This window comes from Radiobacillus sp. PE A8.2 (assembly GCF_045635475.1).
Lineage (GTDB): Bacteria > Bacillota > Bacilli > Bacillales > Amphibacillaceae > JBJGXI01.
The window spans coordinates 14985-32021 of record NZ_JBJGXI010000046.1; the positions used below are offsets into that span (position 1 = coordinate 14985).

General features: G+C 33.5%; 13 protein-coding genes. 4 read left to right on the forward strand and 9 right to left on the reverse strand.

Going from position 1 to position 17037, the window contains the following annotated elements:
• Nucleotides 1-187: 187 nt before the first annotated feature.
• The 7 genes from ACI6MV_RS19765 to ACI6MV_RS19795 all read right to left on the reverse strand — a co-directional run bounded on the left by ACI6MV_RS19765 (nucleotide 188) and on the right by ACI6MV_RS19795 (nucleotide 6660).
• The gene (locus tag ACI6MV_RS19765; RefSeq protein ID WP_407272045.1) at nucleotides 188-1027 is read right to left on the reverse strand and encodes a hypothetical protein; all 840 of its coding nucleotides are present in this window, start codon (nucleotides 1025-1027) and stop codon (nucleotides 188-190) included.
• 105 nt (nucleotides 1028-1132) lie between these two features.
• Nucleotides 1133-2479, reverse strand: coding sequence for a nucleotide-binding domain-containing protein (locus ACI6MV_RS19770; RefSeq protein ID WP_407272046.1), 1347 nt, complete (start codon nucleotides 2477-2479; stop codon nucleotides 1133-1135).
• 12 nt (nucleotides 2480-2491) lie between these two features.
• Nucleotides 2492-3073: an SLATT domain-containing protein gene (locus ACI6MV_RS19775; protein WP_407272047.1), complete on the reverse strand. Its 582-nt coding sequence runs from the start codon at nucleotides 3071-3073 to the stop codon at nucleotides 2492-2494.
• Between the two features lie 105 nt (nucleotides 3074-3178).
• Nucleotides 3179-3529, reverse strand: coding sequence for a nucleotide pyrophosphohydrolase (locus tag ACI6MV_RS19780; protein WP_407272048.1), 351 nt, complete (start codon nucleotides 3527-3529; stop codon nucleotides 3179-3181).
• 75 nt (nucleotides 3530-3604) lie between these two features.
• Nucleotides 3605-5536 (reverse strand): DNA/RNA helicase domain-containing protein, encoded by a 1932-nt coding sequence (locus ACI6MV_RS19785; RefSeq protein ID WP_407272049.1) that lies wholly within the window; start codon nucleotides 5534-5536, stop codon nucleotides 3605-3607.
• Nucleotides 5537-6050: 514 nt separating this feature from the next.
• A complete protein-coding gene (locus ACI6MV_RS19790; RefSeq protein ID WP_407272050.1) occupies nucleotides 6051-6245 on the reverse strand; it encodes a glycine betaine ABC transporter substrate-binding protein in 195 nt (64 codons plus the stop codon).
• A gap of 160 nt (nucleotides 6246-6405) precedes the next feature.
• Nucleotides 6406-6660 (reverse strand): type 2 periplasmic-binding domain-containing protein, encoded by a 255-nt coding sequence (locus ACI6MV_RS19795; protein ID WP_407272051.1) that lies wholly within the window; start codon nucleotides 6658-6660, stop codon nucleotides 6406-6408.
• 575 nt (nucleotides 6661-7235) lie between these two features.
• Between ACI6MV_RS19795 and ACI6MV_RS19800 the strand changes: the two genes are divergently transcribed.
• Both ACI6MV_RS19800 and ACI6MV_RS19805 read left to right on the forward strand, forming a co-directional pair.
• On the forward strand, nucleotides 7236-9320 hold the full coding sequence (locus tag ACI6MV_RS19800; RefSeq protein ID WP_407272052.1) for an ATP-dependent nuclease: 2085 nt from the start codon (nucleotides 7236-7238) through the stop codon (nucleotides 9318-9320).
• On the forward strand, nucleotides 9302-11224 hold the full coding sequence (locus ACI6MV_RS19805; RefSeq protein ID WP_407272053.1) for a UvrD-helicase domain-containing protein: 1923 nt from the start codon (nucleotides 9302-9304) through the stop codon (nucleotides 11222-11224). The genes ACI6MV_RS19800 and ACI6MV_RS19805 overlap by 19 nt, the downstream gene beginning before the upstream one ends.
• A 561-nt stretch (nucleotides 11225-11785) precedes the next feature.
• Here ACI6MV_RS19805 and ACI6MV_RS19810 read toward each other — a convergent pair.
• Nucleotides 11786-12997, reverse strand: a complete 1212-nt coding sequence (locus tag ACI6MV_RS19810) for an McrC family protein (protein ID WP_407272054.1) — start codon at nucleotides 12995-12997, stop codon at nucleotides 11786-11788.
• Nucleotides 12990-15563, reverse strand: a complete 2574-nt coding sequence (locus ACI6MV_RS19815; RefSeq protein ID WP_407272055.1) for an McrB family protein — start codon at nucleotides 15561-15563, stop codon at nucleotides 12990-12992. The genes ACI6MV_RS19810 and ACI6MV_RS19815 overlap by 8 nt, the downstream gene beginning before the upstream one ends.
• A gap of 427 nt (nucleotides 15564-15990) precedes the next feature.
• On the opposite strand from ACI6MV_RS19815, the gene ACI6MV_RS19820 reads away from it, so the two are divergent.
• Both ACI6MV_RS19820 and ACI6MV_RS19825 read left to right on the forward strand, forming a co-directional pair.
• A complete protein-coding gene (locus tag ACI6MV_RS19820; protein ID WP_407272056.1) occupies nucleotides 15991-16302 on the forward strand; it encodes a hypothetical protein in 312 nt (103 codons plus the stop codon).
• On the forward strand, nucleotides 16302-16997 hold the full coding sequence (locus ACI6MV_RS19825) for a hypothetical protein (protein ID WP_407272057.1): 696 nt from the start codon (nucleotides 16302-16304) through the stop codon (nucleotides 16995-16997). The genes ACI6MV_RS19820 and ACI6MV_RS19825 overlap by 1 nt, the downstream gene beginning before the upstream one ends.
• Nucleotides 16998-17037: the final 40 nt, after the last annotated feature.

Here is a 17037-nt window from a genome sequence, read left to right on the forward strand (position 1 = left end):
CTTGTGTGAAAAGAATAGAATATGTATTTTTTCTTCATAACAAGTTTGAATTCTAAATATAGACGAGAGAATTAATACTCTCGTCTTTTTGATATTCTTTTATAAATCTTCTGAAACTCCCCTTGTTGTGACTGATGTAACCTTCTAATAGAAGATGGAATTTCAATTAAATCCTTTATTGCTTCTTTTACTCGTATTCTGATTTTAACCTATAGTAAGTAAAAATAACGCTTGTATAGTATTGCATCATCCAGTCATACCAAATTTGTTTACTGTAATCTGTTAGTTGCTTTTTGTCATTATGACGTATATTAAAACCATTAACAATATTGAATATGGCTTTATCATGATTATTTTTGTTTACGTCATACTCGTTGTTTAAAATCTCTTTCAAATCATTCCTTAACGGTTCTAAAATATCTGCTAAAATATTTATAGCCTTCTTTTTGGTTTCTTCATTCGAATCAAATCTATAGTACATTTTTACGGATGTTTTTAACTGCTCTATAACATCGTAATCCATAGTTTCAGGTTTTTCCGTATTCATAAGTGCAGTTATCGCATCATTAGGTAATTCCATTATAAAACCGTAATTCTCATTCAAGTAATAACCACTTTTATATCTCTTCAACAAGTTATTTATATGTTCAGCAAATTCCTTTTTATATTCATCTGAAATAAAAGTACCTTTTTTATGATCATATACACCAATATGATCGTAAAGAATTTCAATCACCGTAAATAGTTCTTCTTCTTTGTAAGAATCGAAATATTCCCATATAGGATATACTTTATCCCTATTCAAATGATTGATAAAGAATATCTCTGGTGATGGGGACAATGAAGGTGGATACAATTGATAGTCATCCTTAAATTGCTCTGATTGCCAAACTCCATTGCGTGCTACTTCAAATAACTTTCTGTCCTCAAAGTATCTATGTATCTGATTAAAATAATTTTTTAGACTTTTATAACTAATAGAAAAGTCACTATCTAAAAGATCATTCCTTTCTGCAAAATATCTCATAGACATCCCCCATTTATTATTATTTATAAGTTCGACTTAATTGATATTTAAGAAAATGTAAACATATATAGTTACATAAACATTTACTTTTCCAAAAACAATTTTTTAATATGAATTTGAAATAGGTACACTTATCTTATCTTTTGCAACGCAAACATTTCTATATACAACATAGCATTCTACGAAATGTCCGCCTTTAAAATTAGTCGACTCAATTTTCTTGCGTGTACCTATATCCCTTACAATTTGTCCTCTAATACAGTCTCTTCTAATAACTTCCTCTCCACGATTGCGAACTTTCCAATATACATCATAATAAAGACTATCTTCATCATCTTTTGACAGGGACTCGAATTCATTTTCAGTAATGAAAAACTCTAAGCTCTTGTTTGCCTTTAAAGGTAATTTATCACGTAGGATGTTTCTTAAAAACTTATTTCTAAAACCATCTTGTTTTACGATACAATCAATTTTTAGGCGATAGCGAATATCAACATCGAACTTATCTTCAATAAATTCTTCTGTTTGCCGAACACCAAACAAAGTACTTTTTTCAAATGCTTTGTTCTCTTGAATTTCTTCTGGCACAGGAAATACTCTTCCAAATATGTCTCGTAATGCCTCATATATGTCGTCACTATCTTCTGTCTTGTCTTTGATCTTTTCATATGCCTTATTAGCCTTATTAACGAAAGTCCCACCATTGTTATAGACTTTTTGGTTACTGCCAAGGGCGTACCAATACTTTTGATCTTTATTACGATCTTTCAGATAGCACAAGAGATCCTTTAGCAATGGAAGGTAATCATTAAATGTAGCACCCTTATAGTCTTCATTCTCATTAAAGAAATTAAAAACTAATGTATCTATTAATAGTCCACCAAATTTAAAGCCTTTATTATTCTTCCAAGCCCGAACTAAATTACAAATATACTTAAAGTTTGTGTTTGTCTCTTCAATTGTCGTTGTACTTTCTTCAATTTCTGGCATGGGATCGGTTTTCTTCCACGAACCGCCATTATTTGAGTCAGGATAATCAAACGCACCATCTGATCGCTCAAAGCATGGGCATACCTCAACAGTTTTATTTATACTTTCAAAACTTACAACAACAACTTGTCCATCGCCTCTTACAATTGTTTTGGGGTATCTTTTCTTAATTTCCTGTTTAACTTTTTGCAACAGTTTCGATTGCCCATTTCCCTCATGTTCGTCATACTGTTTTTTTAGCTCCTTTGGTAATACATACAGCATATCAACGTCACTAAACGTTTTTATTGCAGTATCTCTTCCTAAAGAACCAACTATATGACTATTTTCTATTTCATCATTATCTAAGTTCCTAAATGACTTGTTTAACCGCTTGGTTATTTCCTTTACCCTTTTTGTTTCTTCCTCAATTGATTCTATTTGTAATCCATCAACATATTCCTCGAACTTTTCTTCTAACATCTAATCCCCCTATTAAACGATAAATAATAGTATCACAAATACCAATAGACCAATTACTGTTATTCGGAAGGATAAAGGAATTTTATCTTTCCATGTGAAATTCTTTTGTTCGTCTATCCATTCATACTGGCTTTGAAAAAACAATTTATAATGAGCAATCCAATCACTCACAAATATCTGTTTTGAGATACTTATTTCATAAAATTCATCCATTAGTTTCTTCATCATAACAGTTTCGTTTGAATCATGGCTGTATTCCTCTTGATTTGAACTAATAGCTTGATAATAAAGGTCACGAAGTTCATTGTGTATCTGTATTAACCGATTTCCTATTACTCTATATCTATCTTTTTCACTATTGTATTGACTAATAGTTAAGGCAATGATACTTGCAATTATTAAAGCAAGAGAAACTTCCATATTATACAGAAAACCTGGTTTATATATCTGCCAAATACCAATAGAGAGAGTAATAAACGCAATTCTCCCTGGCATCTTTACTACCGTGTCGTATGTTGAGAAATGCTTTTTTGCTCCATAAATCACGTTATATCCGTTTTCTGCGAGCTGTCTCACAAAATAGTCCTTTTTCAAACAAATCCTCCTTATTTATTGAGATAAGAAAAATATTCTCCTTAAAAGTAATTATTAAAAGAAATGAATCTATAATATTATACGAACAGTGGCACTGTTCGTAAACTATAACTCCGTATACTTACTCCTACTCCCCTTAGCCTTCTCCACCGGATACTTTTGCTCATTCTTTTCCATTTTACTCACAATAGCCTCACCAAGATCGATATCCAACTGGTCTGCTAGCAATAAAGAGTAAATTACTACATCAGCCAACTCATCTTTTATATTATCCATATTTTCTGCAACAGCTTCTTCGCTGCTTTTCCATTGAAAATTCTCCAAAAACTCACTTGCTTCTAAGGACATTGAAATCGCTAAATCTTTTGGATTATGGAATTGGCCCCAGTCCCGCTCATCTCTAAAGTTAGCTGCCAGCTTTTCTAGTTCATTTAGTGTTAAATTATTTTTTTGCATTTTGAATACCCTTTCTTATTAAAAGTTAAAAAAGGACTAATTCAATAGCCCTCCATCAAGTTTTTCCAACAAAAACTAATAGTTACTTTCACTATCGGCAACCTTGGTATTTCCATAACTAGCTTCTCTATATGTAATTTCCCGTTTTAATTGTGAAATCAAATACTCTTCTAAATTCTTATCGGTACAGTGTACATAACATCCCTTTTGTCCTCTTGTCATTAGTGTTCGATAAGTATTTCGAATAATCTTATCAGCAATTTCTTCTGCTTGATCTGGATTTTCTTTAACCATCTTTTTAATTCCTTTTAGTGACTGATCTGATTTTGCTCGTTTGGTATAGTCAGTTACAACTCTACCATTTTCATATCGTAAATCATCACCAATTATAACGCCTACATAATCAAACTCCAGTCCCTGACAAGTATGTATACATCCCGCTTCATCGATGGATGCATCATCAATCGCCCAAGTAGCTGTATTATCTAGGTTCCAACTAATTCCAAAATTATGTTCTTCTATCTGTATATCATGAAAGCTAGATTTGCCACGATTCGCCTTTGGCCATTCCCAACAATAACCTGCTACTATTCTTGATTTGTTGTTATTTTCGTTTTTCTTTTCAATTTCACGTTTCATTTCATTCGGATCTGAAAAAACCTTAAAATCGTAATCCAATCCCATGTCGTTAGCATTAGCTGTTTCACGAATCTGCAATAAATCATCTAGCCAAGCTATATAACCATCAGATCCATCACATCTAAATTGAGATGCTAGAACTCCAGAAGTTATTTCTGCCCCATATTCTTTAGCATATTTTTTTATCATTTCAACACTGCCGACATCCTTTAAAGTTACTCTCTGATTTTCGTCAATAAAGAAAATCGACATTTTTGAAGTATGTATTATTTCTTTCACTTGATTTTCACCTAAGTTACTAAACAAACCTGATTTTTCGTTTAAACGATGAGCCTCATCAGCAATTAATACATCTAGCTCATTTAGTTCAGATTCTGTATAACTACCCGAACCTTTGAATAAATTATCAATTCTAGTCTTTCTAAAATCACCTTTTAGTTTTGTAGAATAGATGCTTCTAGGTGCTGAATTTTTAGTAACATATTGGCAGGTAAGTGTTTTATTCGTTAATGCAACAAGTAAATTTATTGCTAAAACAGATTTCCCCGTTCCAGGACCACCCTCAATTATCATAATCTGTTTCGTGTCAGTTTCAATAGCAACCTCAGCAAGCTGGAGAGCAGTCTCATAAATAACCTTTTGCTCATCGATCATTACAAATTCCTGATTACCTTTTAACATACTGGCTAGTGAATCCTGTAATGACTTTGACGGCCTAATTCTTCCTTGCTCAATCTGATAAAGAATATCTTGTTGATCGCCATGTTTAATATATTTTTTTATGAAACTTCTAAGTTTTTCCACGTCACCTTTTGCATACACCGGTGCTAGATTCAAATAGTAATCATAATATGTATCAGTCAATGGATCATCTTGAGTTTTCCGATAGTTATGCAGATACGCACATGGTTTTAATTGAATAAATTGTTCTTGTACATTCTCATTATAATCTTCAATTAATGCTGCGTAAGACCACGCTTGATAAGAAGGATGCGCCACTTCATGTAAACCACGGTTTAAGGCCGTCTTTACAATAGCTTCTTTTCCCTCTACCTTTTCCACTTCAGACCACTGTTTTAGTTCAACTATTATTACTGAGTCAGTCTCACCATCATGTCCAGATAATAGAAAATCAACTCTCTTCGATGTGTAAGGAATTTTATATTCAATAGCCACTCCTGCATCATTTGGAATTGATTGATCATTCAAGACCCGGTACATATGTAACATAGAATTGTCCCATGAGCGAATCTCTGACTCACTAGTACGTCCTAGCTTTAATTCGAACTGATTAAGAATGTGATTTACCAGGACGTCCTGATCAACATGATTAAGGAATTCTTGTTTACTTGCTTCGTAGACGATCATATAGATTCCTCCGTTAAAACACTGAATAAGAATATTTTACCATAAATTACATTTGAGGATTGACAAAGACACTTAGCCATATTTAATTCTCTGTGCTGTACTTTTATTACCACATGTTTTACAACCATTTACGTCCATCTTTACCCCATATATAAAAATAATTTTACCTCTTTTTATGGAATTACCTGCAAACATATTTTGGGATGTATGTAGAATAGTAGGCTTTCTACCCGTTCTTGCAAAACGAAAATGGGGTTAATAAAATTAACATCTCGGATATTAACGCACAATTGTATAATAGATTATTAAAAGGAATTCTATTCTGCACACTAGGAAATGTTATGCAAGATTATTATTTGTGAATAGTACGAAATTTAGGAGGGAGCTTTATTAGCTCTCCTCCCAATTTAAAAAGTGTCGATCAGTTTGTAGCTACCCAACACCTTTTTAATTATTCCTCAATTAACCTATTTTCAACCAGGTATTCTTCAGCAACTTCTTGCACATTACGTTCTTATACGTCTACCTGGAAGATTAATTCATGCATTATATCGCTATTAAGATTATTTGCTAAAGGCTGTAAAATTTCTTCAATTTCTGGATATTGCTCATAGATGCCCGGAGTCATGGAAACTGCGGCTTTATATGGTGTGAAGAGTTGTTCATCGTCTTCTAAGTTAACTGTTGCAAAGCCTACAGCTACATCCACTTCTTCATTGTAGATGGCATCATAGTTTAGTTCTTAATTCATCTCAGATATTTAAATCATCACCAAATTCAAAACTATAGTACTTATAGATACCCGGTAGACCATCAGGACGATTCGTGCAAACTCAGCATCTGCTGACATTCTAAGTTCCCCTGGGTTCTTACTTAATATAGTCTTCCGGTAAACCACTAATAGTTTCTATACATAATTCTTCAACATGCTCATAACGTATAACTAGCGTATACAAATTATTCACATCAAAAATACTCGTCCATATAATACCATTCTCCGCATCTACTTCTTGTATTGCCTCATATACCTGCTGCTTTTCTGCAATTGGTTCCAAGCCCTTGTAATTTAAAAGTCCAGTACCAGTATAATCCCAATAGATATCAAAGATAGTACCCCTTCTCATGTACACTTTTATAGAAATAATTATTCTGGTCATGAATGTGAAAACCGTTATGGATCGTTCTGTTAGATACGGTTGAATATGAGTTAGAGGTGAACAAATATGTTCTCTCATAGTGATGCAACCAATGAGGTAAATTATTTAGATGATTACCGGACGAGCATTTTTCATAAATTGAAAATTTGGTATAATTTTGCAGGACATTCATATCTTCTGTCGAAATTAATATAGCAATGTAGAAATAAAGTGACAAATTCGAACGGCAATTTATTTTAATGCGGAGGTGAAAGATCAAATGGACAGTGTAGTGTATCATCCAAGATACGAACGACTAGGCAGATGATGGCACTTCCCACTTAGTTATTGTTATCAAATAACTGTAGATTTTTGTCAGAAACATTAGGATTGTGTACAAGTCCATCCACCTCATTTATAAAGCGATTACGTTTTGTGTGTATTAAGAGAGTTGGATTAAAGGAAGTATTTTTGTTAGCTGATTATAGTGAAAAATGAACATAGTAAAAAGATTTACAGTTTCTAATATAAATAAATATCATCAATCAAAAGGAGGAATGGTTATGAATTTATTTAAAATACAGATAAATAATTACCGACTACTAAAAAATTTCTCTATGGATTTGGAAAAAGATCTTTCCTTGGTAATAGGTAAAAACAACACTGGAAAAACATCGATTCTATCGGTTCTTAATAAATTCTTAACTGATAAAAACAGGTTCTCATTTGAAGATTTCAATATTGAGTTTAAGCAAGAACTGAAAGAGTTAATTTTAGAGGAAGAAGTTATTGATGAGAAAGATTTTAAAAGATTGGGCATAAGGCTCTTGCTGTTTATCCAATACACAGAAATGGATAATATATCAAATGTCAGTAAGGTTATGATGGATTTAGACCCAGATAATAATGTTATTGTACTTGGGTTTGAATATACATTGGATTTCACCCAGTTTATACGGATAAAAAAAGACTATAGGGAATTTGAAGCAGCTGAGAATGAAAAAAAGGAAGTAAACACAGATTATTCCCCTAAAAATATTTTTGATTTTTCAAGAGATAATCAATCGAATTATTTTAAATTAAGGAGACGTTCAATCCTATATGATAAAGATACCAAATTGGTCTCTGAAGATAATTTTATAGATTTGGATCGTGAGAAAATAAACATTTCCGATATTATTAATTTCAAATACATAAGCGCCACAAGAGATGTTGCAAACAAAGAAGTTGATAAAACTCTTTCTGGTCAGACATCAAGAATATATAGGCGTACAGAAACAAGTGATGAACAAAACAAAGCTGTTGTAGATTTTAAGGACAAGTTAAGTGAAACAGACTATCATTTAAATGGAATATATAAGACATTATTTGATGATATAGTCAAAAAAGTAAGGGATTTTGGCGGTATAAAAATAAATGAATCAGAGATTGAAATAATTTCAACACTTCAACATAGGGAATTGCTCGAAGGGAATACAACAGTGGTTTACAAACATGATTCAGATAATCATCTCCCTGAACATTATAATGGATTGGGGTACATGAACTTAATAAGTATGATATTTGAACTTGAAATTCTTGTAAATGAATTTAAGAGGGAAAAGGATAAAAACCCAGCAGATATTAATTTGCTATTTATAGAAGAGCCCGAAGCGCATACCCACCCACAAATGCAGTATGTTTTTATAAAGAATATTAAGAACTTACTTAGTGAAGGTATTAAAAAAGATGATGGAGAAAAAAGAGAATTGCAATACATCATAAGTACACATTCAGCGTGTATAGTGGCCGATAGTGATTTTGATGATATAAAATACCTTAATAGAGAAACTGCAAACAGCGTTATTGTTAAGAACTTGAAAGATTTAATGAATGAATACGATGAAGAAACTAATCAATATAAGTTCATTAAACAGTATCTAACGATCAGCAGAGCAGAGATATTCTTTGCGGATAAAGCAATTCTAATTGAGGGAGATACTGAACGAATACTTATTCCAACTCTTATGAAAAAGATTGACATTGAAGAACAATGCAAATTTATCACTTCTGGTAAAGAGGACGAATACTTACCATTACTCTCTCAAAATATTTCGATTATTGAGGTTGGTGCTTATTCTCAAATCTTTGAAAAGTTTGTTGATTTTTTAGGTATCAAATCACTTATTATTACAGATCTTGATGCTGTAGACGAAGAAGACAAAAAATGCAGAGTTACTAATGGTGTTAGTTACTCTAATTATGCAATTAGATTTTTCTTTGAAGATGCTTCTTTAACTGATTTAAAAGACTACTCTATTGAGAGGAAGCAATTTAATAAAGTTGATGGACGATGGGTTAATCAAGAAAATGGGAAACTTTGCGTGGTATATCAAACTAAGGAAGATGGATACAATGCACGAAGCTTTGAAGACGCTTTTATTCACCTTAACAAAAATTATGTTGCCGAAAATAAGGATAGTTTCAAAGGAATTAAACACAAACGATTTTTTGAGAACGATTATGATGCCTATGATTTAGCTGAGAATTGTGTAATTAAAAAAACTCATTTTGCATTGGATATACTTTATCATAGTGATGAAGATCTAAGTAATTGGAAAATTCCAAGTTATATAAAGGAAGGGTTGCTATGGCTGAAGAAGGATTAACTTTAGAAACTGAGGTGCAGGAAATCTTGAGGGCAATTGAAAAAGAACAGAATTTCTTACTGAGTGGTGGTGCGGGGAGTGGAAAAACCTATTCATTGGTTAGTGTTATTAGGCATGTACTTGAGAAAAATCCAACAAAATATGTGGCTTGTATGACTTATACCAATGCAGCTGTTAAAGAAATCGAAGATCGAGTAAACCACAAGAATCTAAAAGTTTCCACTATTCATGACTTTCTTTGGGATAGTATTAAGCATTTCCAGAAAGAACTTAAAGCAGCTATAATCAAATTATCAAACGACAGTGAATCAAAAATATCAGTTGGTGAAGATCCAGTAGCTGAAAATTACTTTGATAACTTGGAGGATGGTATTCAATATAAAGAATATTTAAGACTAAACGAAGGGATTTTTTCCCATAATGAGCTTTTAATTGTATCAAATTATTTATTTGAAAATTATTCGAAACTCAATGACATTGTAAAAGACAAATATCAATACATTTTTGTTGATGAGTACCAAGATACAGACAAAGTAGTTGTAAATATATTGTTAGATCACTTCAAAAAAAGTAACAAGCGTAGTATTATCGGTTTTTTTGGGGATGCAATGCAGTCCATCTATCCTGATGGAATTGGAAACTTGGATGAATATAAGAATAATCCTTCATATTCGTTGATTGAAATAAAAAAATTAAAAAATCGAAGAAATCCTCAGAAAGTGATTGATTTAGCAAATAGACTAAGAACAGATGGAATCAAACAGGAGCCTTCAAATGATAAAAATGCACCAAATATAGTAGGTGGAGAAGTAAAGGAGGGTAATGTTCTCTTTATTCATTCTGTTCACGGGGATGTAACGGCAGTTAAACAATACTTATCAAAGCACTATTATTGGAATTTTATGAAATCAGAGGAGACAAAGGAATTAAATTTAACTCATAACCTTATAGCTGAAAAAGCTGGATTTGGTAGTTTAATGGATATCTATGATAAAGACCTGATATTAAAGTATAGAGATCGGATTAAGGCGTACATCAAGAAAGAAGATATTCCTTATGATTTTTCAGAAAGTACATTTGGAGAAGTAATTAAATTCTTGAAGGAAGTAAAAACAGGAAAGGAACTGAAAAAGGTTAATCCTACCGATTCAATGCAAATGTTTATAAATGATAATCCAGAATTATATGAATTTGCATCTGATTACAACTATTCAAATTTATGTAAAATTTATGTGGATAAGGACCAGTTAATAGATGATAAAAAACAAGACGAAAATGATGAAAATAGAAAGGGATCGAAAAGAGATAATTTAATAAAACACCTTTTTAAGATACAAAACATTATTTATCTTTATATAAATGGTCGTTTTAATGAATTTTTAAGAATAACAGATTATAAAGATAAAATTACATGTATTCAGAATAAAAGAACATTGAAGATTAATATTGAAAGACTCACTGATACAGAAAATAAAACGATAGAAGAGATAATTAACATTGCACACGACACAGGTATTTGTATAATCGATGACAAACTTGAAGAATTTAAGGAGAAAAATGAGTATCTTTATAACAGAATAAAGGATGTTGCTTTCGATGAATTCAAGAAATTATATGATTACCTTGAAGGCAAAACTCCATTTTCTACACAACATAAAACTAAGGGCACAGAGTTCGATAACGTTCTTGTCATTTTAGATAACGGTGGCTGGAATAATTATAACTTTGAAAATCTATTTTTGAATACAGGTAGAGAAAGTGTCCTAAGTCGGACACAAAAAATATTCTATGTATGCTGTACTCGTGCAAAAGAAAATCTCGCCGTATTTTATCATAACCCGAGTAAAGAAGTTATATATATAGCTGAAGAATGGTTTGGTAGGGACAATGTAATATGTATCTAGGTTTAAACGTTTACTTTAATGGACCAATCTTGTCTTAGTGATAGAATAAGTAAAGGCCTATAAGTATGAGACTACATCCTGGCCGCACGCTCCTACTATTTTAGCATGTGATAAATACGGGCGTTTGGTTAGGCGGTAATCTCAGCAATCATCTGAAGTACTTTCTTCGCATTTTCGTTTGTTTGTCATACCCCTCCATTCTTGTGGCGAGGGAATGAGCGGATAGCACTAGCGACACACTTGGCTAATACCTGCCCCCCTCTTTCTCTTTGTCTTTCTCTTTGTCTTTCTCTTCCTCTTTGTATGTTCCTATTATTGTGTCCAAATTGTTCCCCAACTTGGTCAAGGAATGTGTCGTGTCCATGAATTGGTCCTTAGACGTGGCATGTAGGATTGCGGATCAACAGATGCCATTTAATAGATAGGGGCAAATTTTTTCAAAAAGGCACCTGGTACTTTCAATGCCCAGTTGTCCATTTAAAGTACCAGATGCCCAAATTATAAAAAGACAATTTTTTTTTGTGTTGCATATCTATATCCTCAACATCGATTATTTAAATTCTAACCATCGTTAAGTAACTCTTTCAAATCATCAACACTATTCCAAAATTCATCAATCCTAACAGCTTTCATCTCAATCGTTTTATTAGTATCGACAACTTCCCATACCGGATGCTCCGCTTCACCCTCTTGTTTCGGATACAGCAGGATACAACGAATAGCCTCTTTGTATGCCGTCACATAAGCGTACATCTGATAGATATCACTTTGTTGGTAACGACTTTTTCCATGATAGGTTGCACTTTTCCATTTTGTATCTATAATGACCTTGTTATTAACTAGAAAGTCAGGCTTCAGCAGAATATTCTCTTGCCCGCTTTTTTTATTATGTAATAATCTAGTTTTCGCATGCTGACTAATTACTGCATCTGCCCCAGCAGCAGCTTCTAGAGCCACTTCCATATATTTCTCAAACAGCAGATTCATTGGAAATAGAAATGAAAAAGATGATGATTGCTGCCCTTTATTATAAATAGAAGCGTGTTCGATGATTAGTTTTGCAAACAATACAGCATCTCGAAATCGTTCATTTTGCCGGTTTAAGCGAACTTCGTTTAGTTTATGTGGTGGGAAGTTTACTACATCAACTTGGTCTAAATAACCTAAACAACGCTCCAACTGCAGTTTGGAAGTATGAAGTACAGATGAACTACGCACAATCTGTAATGCCGCTTTAAACAACTGATTCATACTATTATTCTCTGTTAGTTCATCGAAACTGCAATAGGCTCTCGTATGATTAAATGCATTTTGGCGGATATGATTGCTTAGCTCTAACTTCCCCTTCATCACATATAAATTTTCTTCCTGTCGTTCATAAGTTTTATAGATACCTTTCTTAAGTTCCTTTAATAGACGTTCTAAAAAAGCGGTAAGAAAGGCGGTAAGCAAATCAGCCGTTTCTTGTCCATTTTTCACTCTTTCATAAAAGGTGATTGGTATAAAGTTAGATACGGACAGCATAGAAAGTAGTGCTTTCCGTTCATCATCAGCAGATAAATTTATTTTTGGAACGATCTCATAACGAATATCCGAGCATTGAATAACGCCTACAAAATTAATGAACCTTACTCGTTTATATCTCTGATCCAACACGTTCTCGTTGGGGTATCTCTCCTCTATATAACGAATAAGCTCTTCTAATTGCACCTGAGTAACTTCATTTTCGGTAATCCAATCATAGGACTCACGCACTGTAACTAGTTTAGTCATAGATGGCCATAAGCTCCTGTGTTGATAACTTCCTTTTCACTCGATATAGAACTGGAATATGATGTGATGGCCGTTGTTTAAATATTTCATTCACATTGACTTGTTCCTTATAAACAATGTAAGTATCTTCCTTTGAATTACCGATTCCTCCTAATACAAGCCCAATCTTCTCCCAATCGTCATAAAAATACTCTTGTAAAAGTGGAATAATCTTAGATTCCATAATTGCAATAATCTCTTCATCTGTTTCGGCATTAATGAAATAAGCATGTCCGATCATATGGTCACGGTCATACAGCACTTCGATGCGCTTATTAATTTTGTTGAGCATATCTTCAACATCAATTTCATCACCAATTGATCCCAAATATTCTGGTTTTGGCATCATCTCTTCAAACACAAAACGACGACGCAACGCTGTATCTAACAGCGCAATGGAACGATCTGCTGTATTCATTGTTCCGATCACATACAGGTTTGGTGGGAGGGTAAACCTTTCCTTTGAATAAGGTAATTCAACGATTAACTCATTATTTTCGGTTAAACGTTTATCTTCTTCTAGCAGAGTCAGTAATTCACCAAAAATTTTCGAGATATTACCACGATTCATTTCATCAATGACAACGATGTGGCGTTTAGCGTCTGTAAAATCGAAGGATTTCTTTTCCTGCAGTGCTTTTAAGACAACAGCTTTCTTCTCGTCACCTTCAATTTCAACACTACCCTCTTCGATCTCTTGCTCCATCTTTGTAAGAATCCAGCTTAATACGGCCCAATATCTTGTTTGGTTTGAACCACCGATGGCATCACGGACAAAGGAAACGTTATTTTTCCAATCAATATCATTCGCTTTAATATATCTAAACACGCGTGACAACCGGTCTTTAGACACAATCGAACTTGTCTTAGCATCGTCACTCGTAATTACTAAATTTTCATTAGAAGAAATATGAGAAATAACCAAGGTGCCACCTGTTTTTGACTCAAACTGAACGGACTGTCTCATACAATTGGTCACCAAGTGATCATACAATTGTTCAAAACGCACTTCTTCGGAATAGTCATTCGTATTGGTTTGCAAGCCTTCGTACATAGCTTCAATCGCCGCTCTTTTTAGAATGCCATCGGTTGGAACAAAGTTGCCTTTCCCATCCGATTTTAATCCTTCAATAAAGTCCTCATAAGCATACGACTGATGAAAGGTTACAAAGTGGATCTGTTCTTCTTTCGTTAAACGTAAGAATTCTTGCTGAAGCGCACCTCGCCCACTTGCCAATAGCTCTTCAAAGACTTTTTCATTCATTATTTGCAGCGCACGATCAACAACATGATACGTTTTCCCTGTTCCAGGAGGTCCATAAAGAACCAAATTGTTAGGCAGATTACTTGGTCGAGAATCTGCATCCATCGGAATGTCTGGCCTCTCTTCCCCATGCATAAATACCAAATTAATAGCACTCTTATTTTTCACTTGATTAATGGAACTTCGATAACCACCGTACCCCACATACTCGTGTACATCTGTATTCATCCATTCCACAGGGAGCTGATGACCATAGTCTGGTGAAAACTTGTACCCTTCGTAAGCATTTGCCGTTAGTCTTCCAACTGCACTAACTCGTAAGATCGATTTTGTCTTACCATCCACTTTACGGGTGAAGGTAGATTTAAGCGCAACATAATCCCCTTCTTGCATGGTAAAAAACTGCTTTAACGCCTTTTGCCCAGCCGAAGTCTCTTCTCTTTCGTCAATGATCTTATGTAGATCCTCATCATCAAGGTAAGGCGTTAGATCCTCTCTTAAAAACCCTATAGCCATACAATTATTTTGTATTAAGTAATCACTAATCGAGTGTTCACTGCCATAAGTATGGCCAACGAGCCAGTAACTGACAGTTTCATCAATGTTCATATCTCTTTCTGAAAATGTATCCCAAATAAAAAATGAAAATGCTAGATTGGACCAGTTCGCAAATAGCTCTTGCTGCTTTAATCGTTGTAGTACATAGTGGTTCAGCGCAATCGAGTTTTGAGCAGACAGTAACTCATCCTTCACACCCAATTCCATTCCAAGTTCGACAAGAATCGGTGGTGAGTAAATATTAAAAAACTTTTCAGGAACATAGATATTTAGTATTTTTAACAGCACCATATTAAACAGAGGATGCTCCATCTCACTTATCTCAGCAATTCGATCTTCTTGTGCAAGGTGAATAGCATGAAGAATGAGTGCTTTTAACGCATCAAATTCCTTATATAATGCATCATCTTTTAAAATAACTTTATGCTGCCCATACCCTTTACAATACTCACCATTCTGCGCACGATAGATCCCAAACTTTGAAGAGTTGCCCCCACCTATGCCGGAAAGAATACCCTTTCGTTCCAACCAATAGATAAAACTTTTCTTTGATTGCGTATCCGCATATTCCTCTACCGTCATATCTTTCAGTGAGTCGAGCGGAAATCGATCCAAGAATGATTGAAGCCCTTCTTTTTTCTCTTCTAACTTACTAGGATCAATATGATATTGCGATCCTTTTTCGAGCAGTGTTTGGAGTTTCATCTGTAATTCCCCCAGTGTCATTTTATTTAATTATAAGATTTATTGGAAATGGATGGAAGGGGTAGGGTTGTGGTAATTTGTTTGATTTATATTAGGATAGGTGTGGAGTAAGGGTTGAGGGTCAATTCTCATGTAAAGATGCAGTCATATTATTTATCTTTCAGTAGGTTCTAGCCCTCTACTTTTAAAATAGATCTATTGAATTGTCAACACTAAATCAAAAAATTCTTCTAGTTCTGTGTTTCGAATTACTCATCTTTTCTCCCCAATTTTCAGCATAAAGTTATCCATAACTACCGAAATTTTATAGTTTTCTAGACAGCATCAAATAATTTTACATTAGATTTCATGTAATATCTTATGTATAATATAAGTAGGAACAGTCATACTTATTATGGAAAAAGTGAAAAAAAAGGTGGCGGTAACTATGGATAAACCAGCATTTACTATTGATCAAATAATTAAGTCTTCTGATTTAGTAAGAAGATTCAGTGAGATAAGGAAGAAAGCTAAAGAAAATCCTTACTTTATAACAGAGAACGGGCATGTAGAAACTGTGTTACTCAGTTATGATAGTTATGAAGAGTTATACCAAAAATCCCTTTTATTTAAGGAAATGGAAGAGCGTATGGAGAAACTTGAGAATCAAATTGTAGACTATAGAATGGAAAGAGCTGAGGAAAATCCGGATCAGCTCATAGACTGGCGTACTATCCGACGTACTGCTAGTGAAGACTAATGGAAGATAAATTTATTATAAAAATGGATCCTGATGCATTTAAAGAGTATGAAGATCTAGATAATTCTATTGTTGGTGAAGTTGATAAAGCACTAGAAAGTCTAGAAAAAAGAGCAGATCAAGTCGGAAAAAGACTTGGTAAAAAGCGACAAATTGATTTAACTGGATCAAAAGAAAAAAAACTAAGGAGATCTGGTGTCCGAATCATTTATACAATAACAAATGAATATGTTGAAGTATTACAGATTGTTGTTATCCTTGCAATTGGATATAAAAAGGATGAAACTAAAATTTATAAAAACGCTCAAACCAGATCAGCTATTTATAAAGATGTACAGATATCTAATGGAATAGAACAATGGGCTTCAACTGAACCAGAGGTATCGGAACCATCTGAATTCGATGAACCCGATACCTTCTTATATTATATACTAGAGTACAGTGACAACCAATATGAAGCTAGACATGAAGTAATTGATTCTGTAAAAGGAAATGGTTCTAGTGCTTCTGATGCTGTTGAACAACTAGGTATCAACTTGTACCATTATGCTCAGGAATATATTGAAAATCACCATGAATACTTTAACAATCCAGAAACAAATTCGCACTTCAAATATGTTATTAGCATAATTGAGTTAGCAGGTGCAAATAATCAAATACATAATATTATTGAAAGTCTCCATGAGAGAGAGTAGATATCATAGCTTATACAAGACCAACTTTATTCAAGGCTCA

Excerpts from the sequence above, each read along its gene's own strand:
- ACI6MV_RS19825 (WP_407272057.1), top strand. The coding sequence starts at position 16,302 with ATGGAAGATAAATTTATTATAAAAATGGATCCTGATGCATTTAAAGAG.
- ACI6MV_RS19785 (WP_407272049.1), bottom strand. The coding sequence starts at position 5,536 with ATGATCGTCTACGAAGCAAGTAAACAAGAATTCCTTAATCATGTTGAT.
- ACI6MV_RS19765 (WP_407272045.1), bottom strand. The coding sequence starts at position 1,027 with ATGAGATATTTTGCAGAAAGGAATGATCTTTTAGATAGTGACTTTTCT.
- ACI6MV_RS19820 (WP_407272056.1), top strand. The coding sequence starts at position 15,991 with ATGGATAAACCAGCATTTACTATTGATCAAATAATTAAGTCTTCTGAT.
- ACI6MV_RS19780 (WP_407272048.1), bottom strand. The coding sequence starts at position 3,529 with ATGCAAAAAAATAATTTAACACTAAATGAACTAGAAAAGCTGGCAGCT.
- ACI6MV_RS19805 (WP_407272053.1), top strand. The coding sequence starts at position 9,302 with ATGGCTGAAGAAGGATTAACTTTAGAAACTGAGGTGCAGGAAATCTTG.
- ACI6MV_RS19800 (WP_407272052.1), top strand. The coding sequence starts at position 7,236 with ATGAATTTATTTAAAATACAGATAAATAATTACCGACTACTAAAAAAT.
- ACI6MV_RS19770 (WP_407272046.1), bottom strand. The coding sequence starts at position 2,479 with ATGTTAGAAGAAAAGTTCGAGGAATATGTTGATGGATTACAAATAGAA.
- ACI6MV_RS19810 (WP_407272054.1), bottom strand. The coding sequence starts at position 12,997 with ATGACTAAACTAGTTACAGTGCGTGAGTCCTATGATTGGATTACCGAA.
- ACI6MV_RS19815 (WP_407272055.1), bottom strand. The coding sequence starts at position 15,563 with ATGAAACTCCAAACACTGCTCGAAAAAGGATCGCAATATCATATTGAT.
- ACI6MV_RS19795 (WP_407272051.1), bottom strand. The coding sequence starts at position 6,660 with ATGAGAAGGGGTACTATCTTTGATATCTATTGGGATTATACTGGTACT.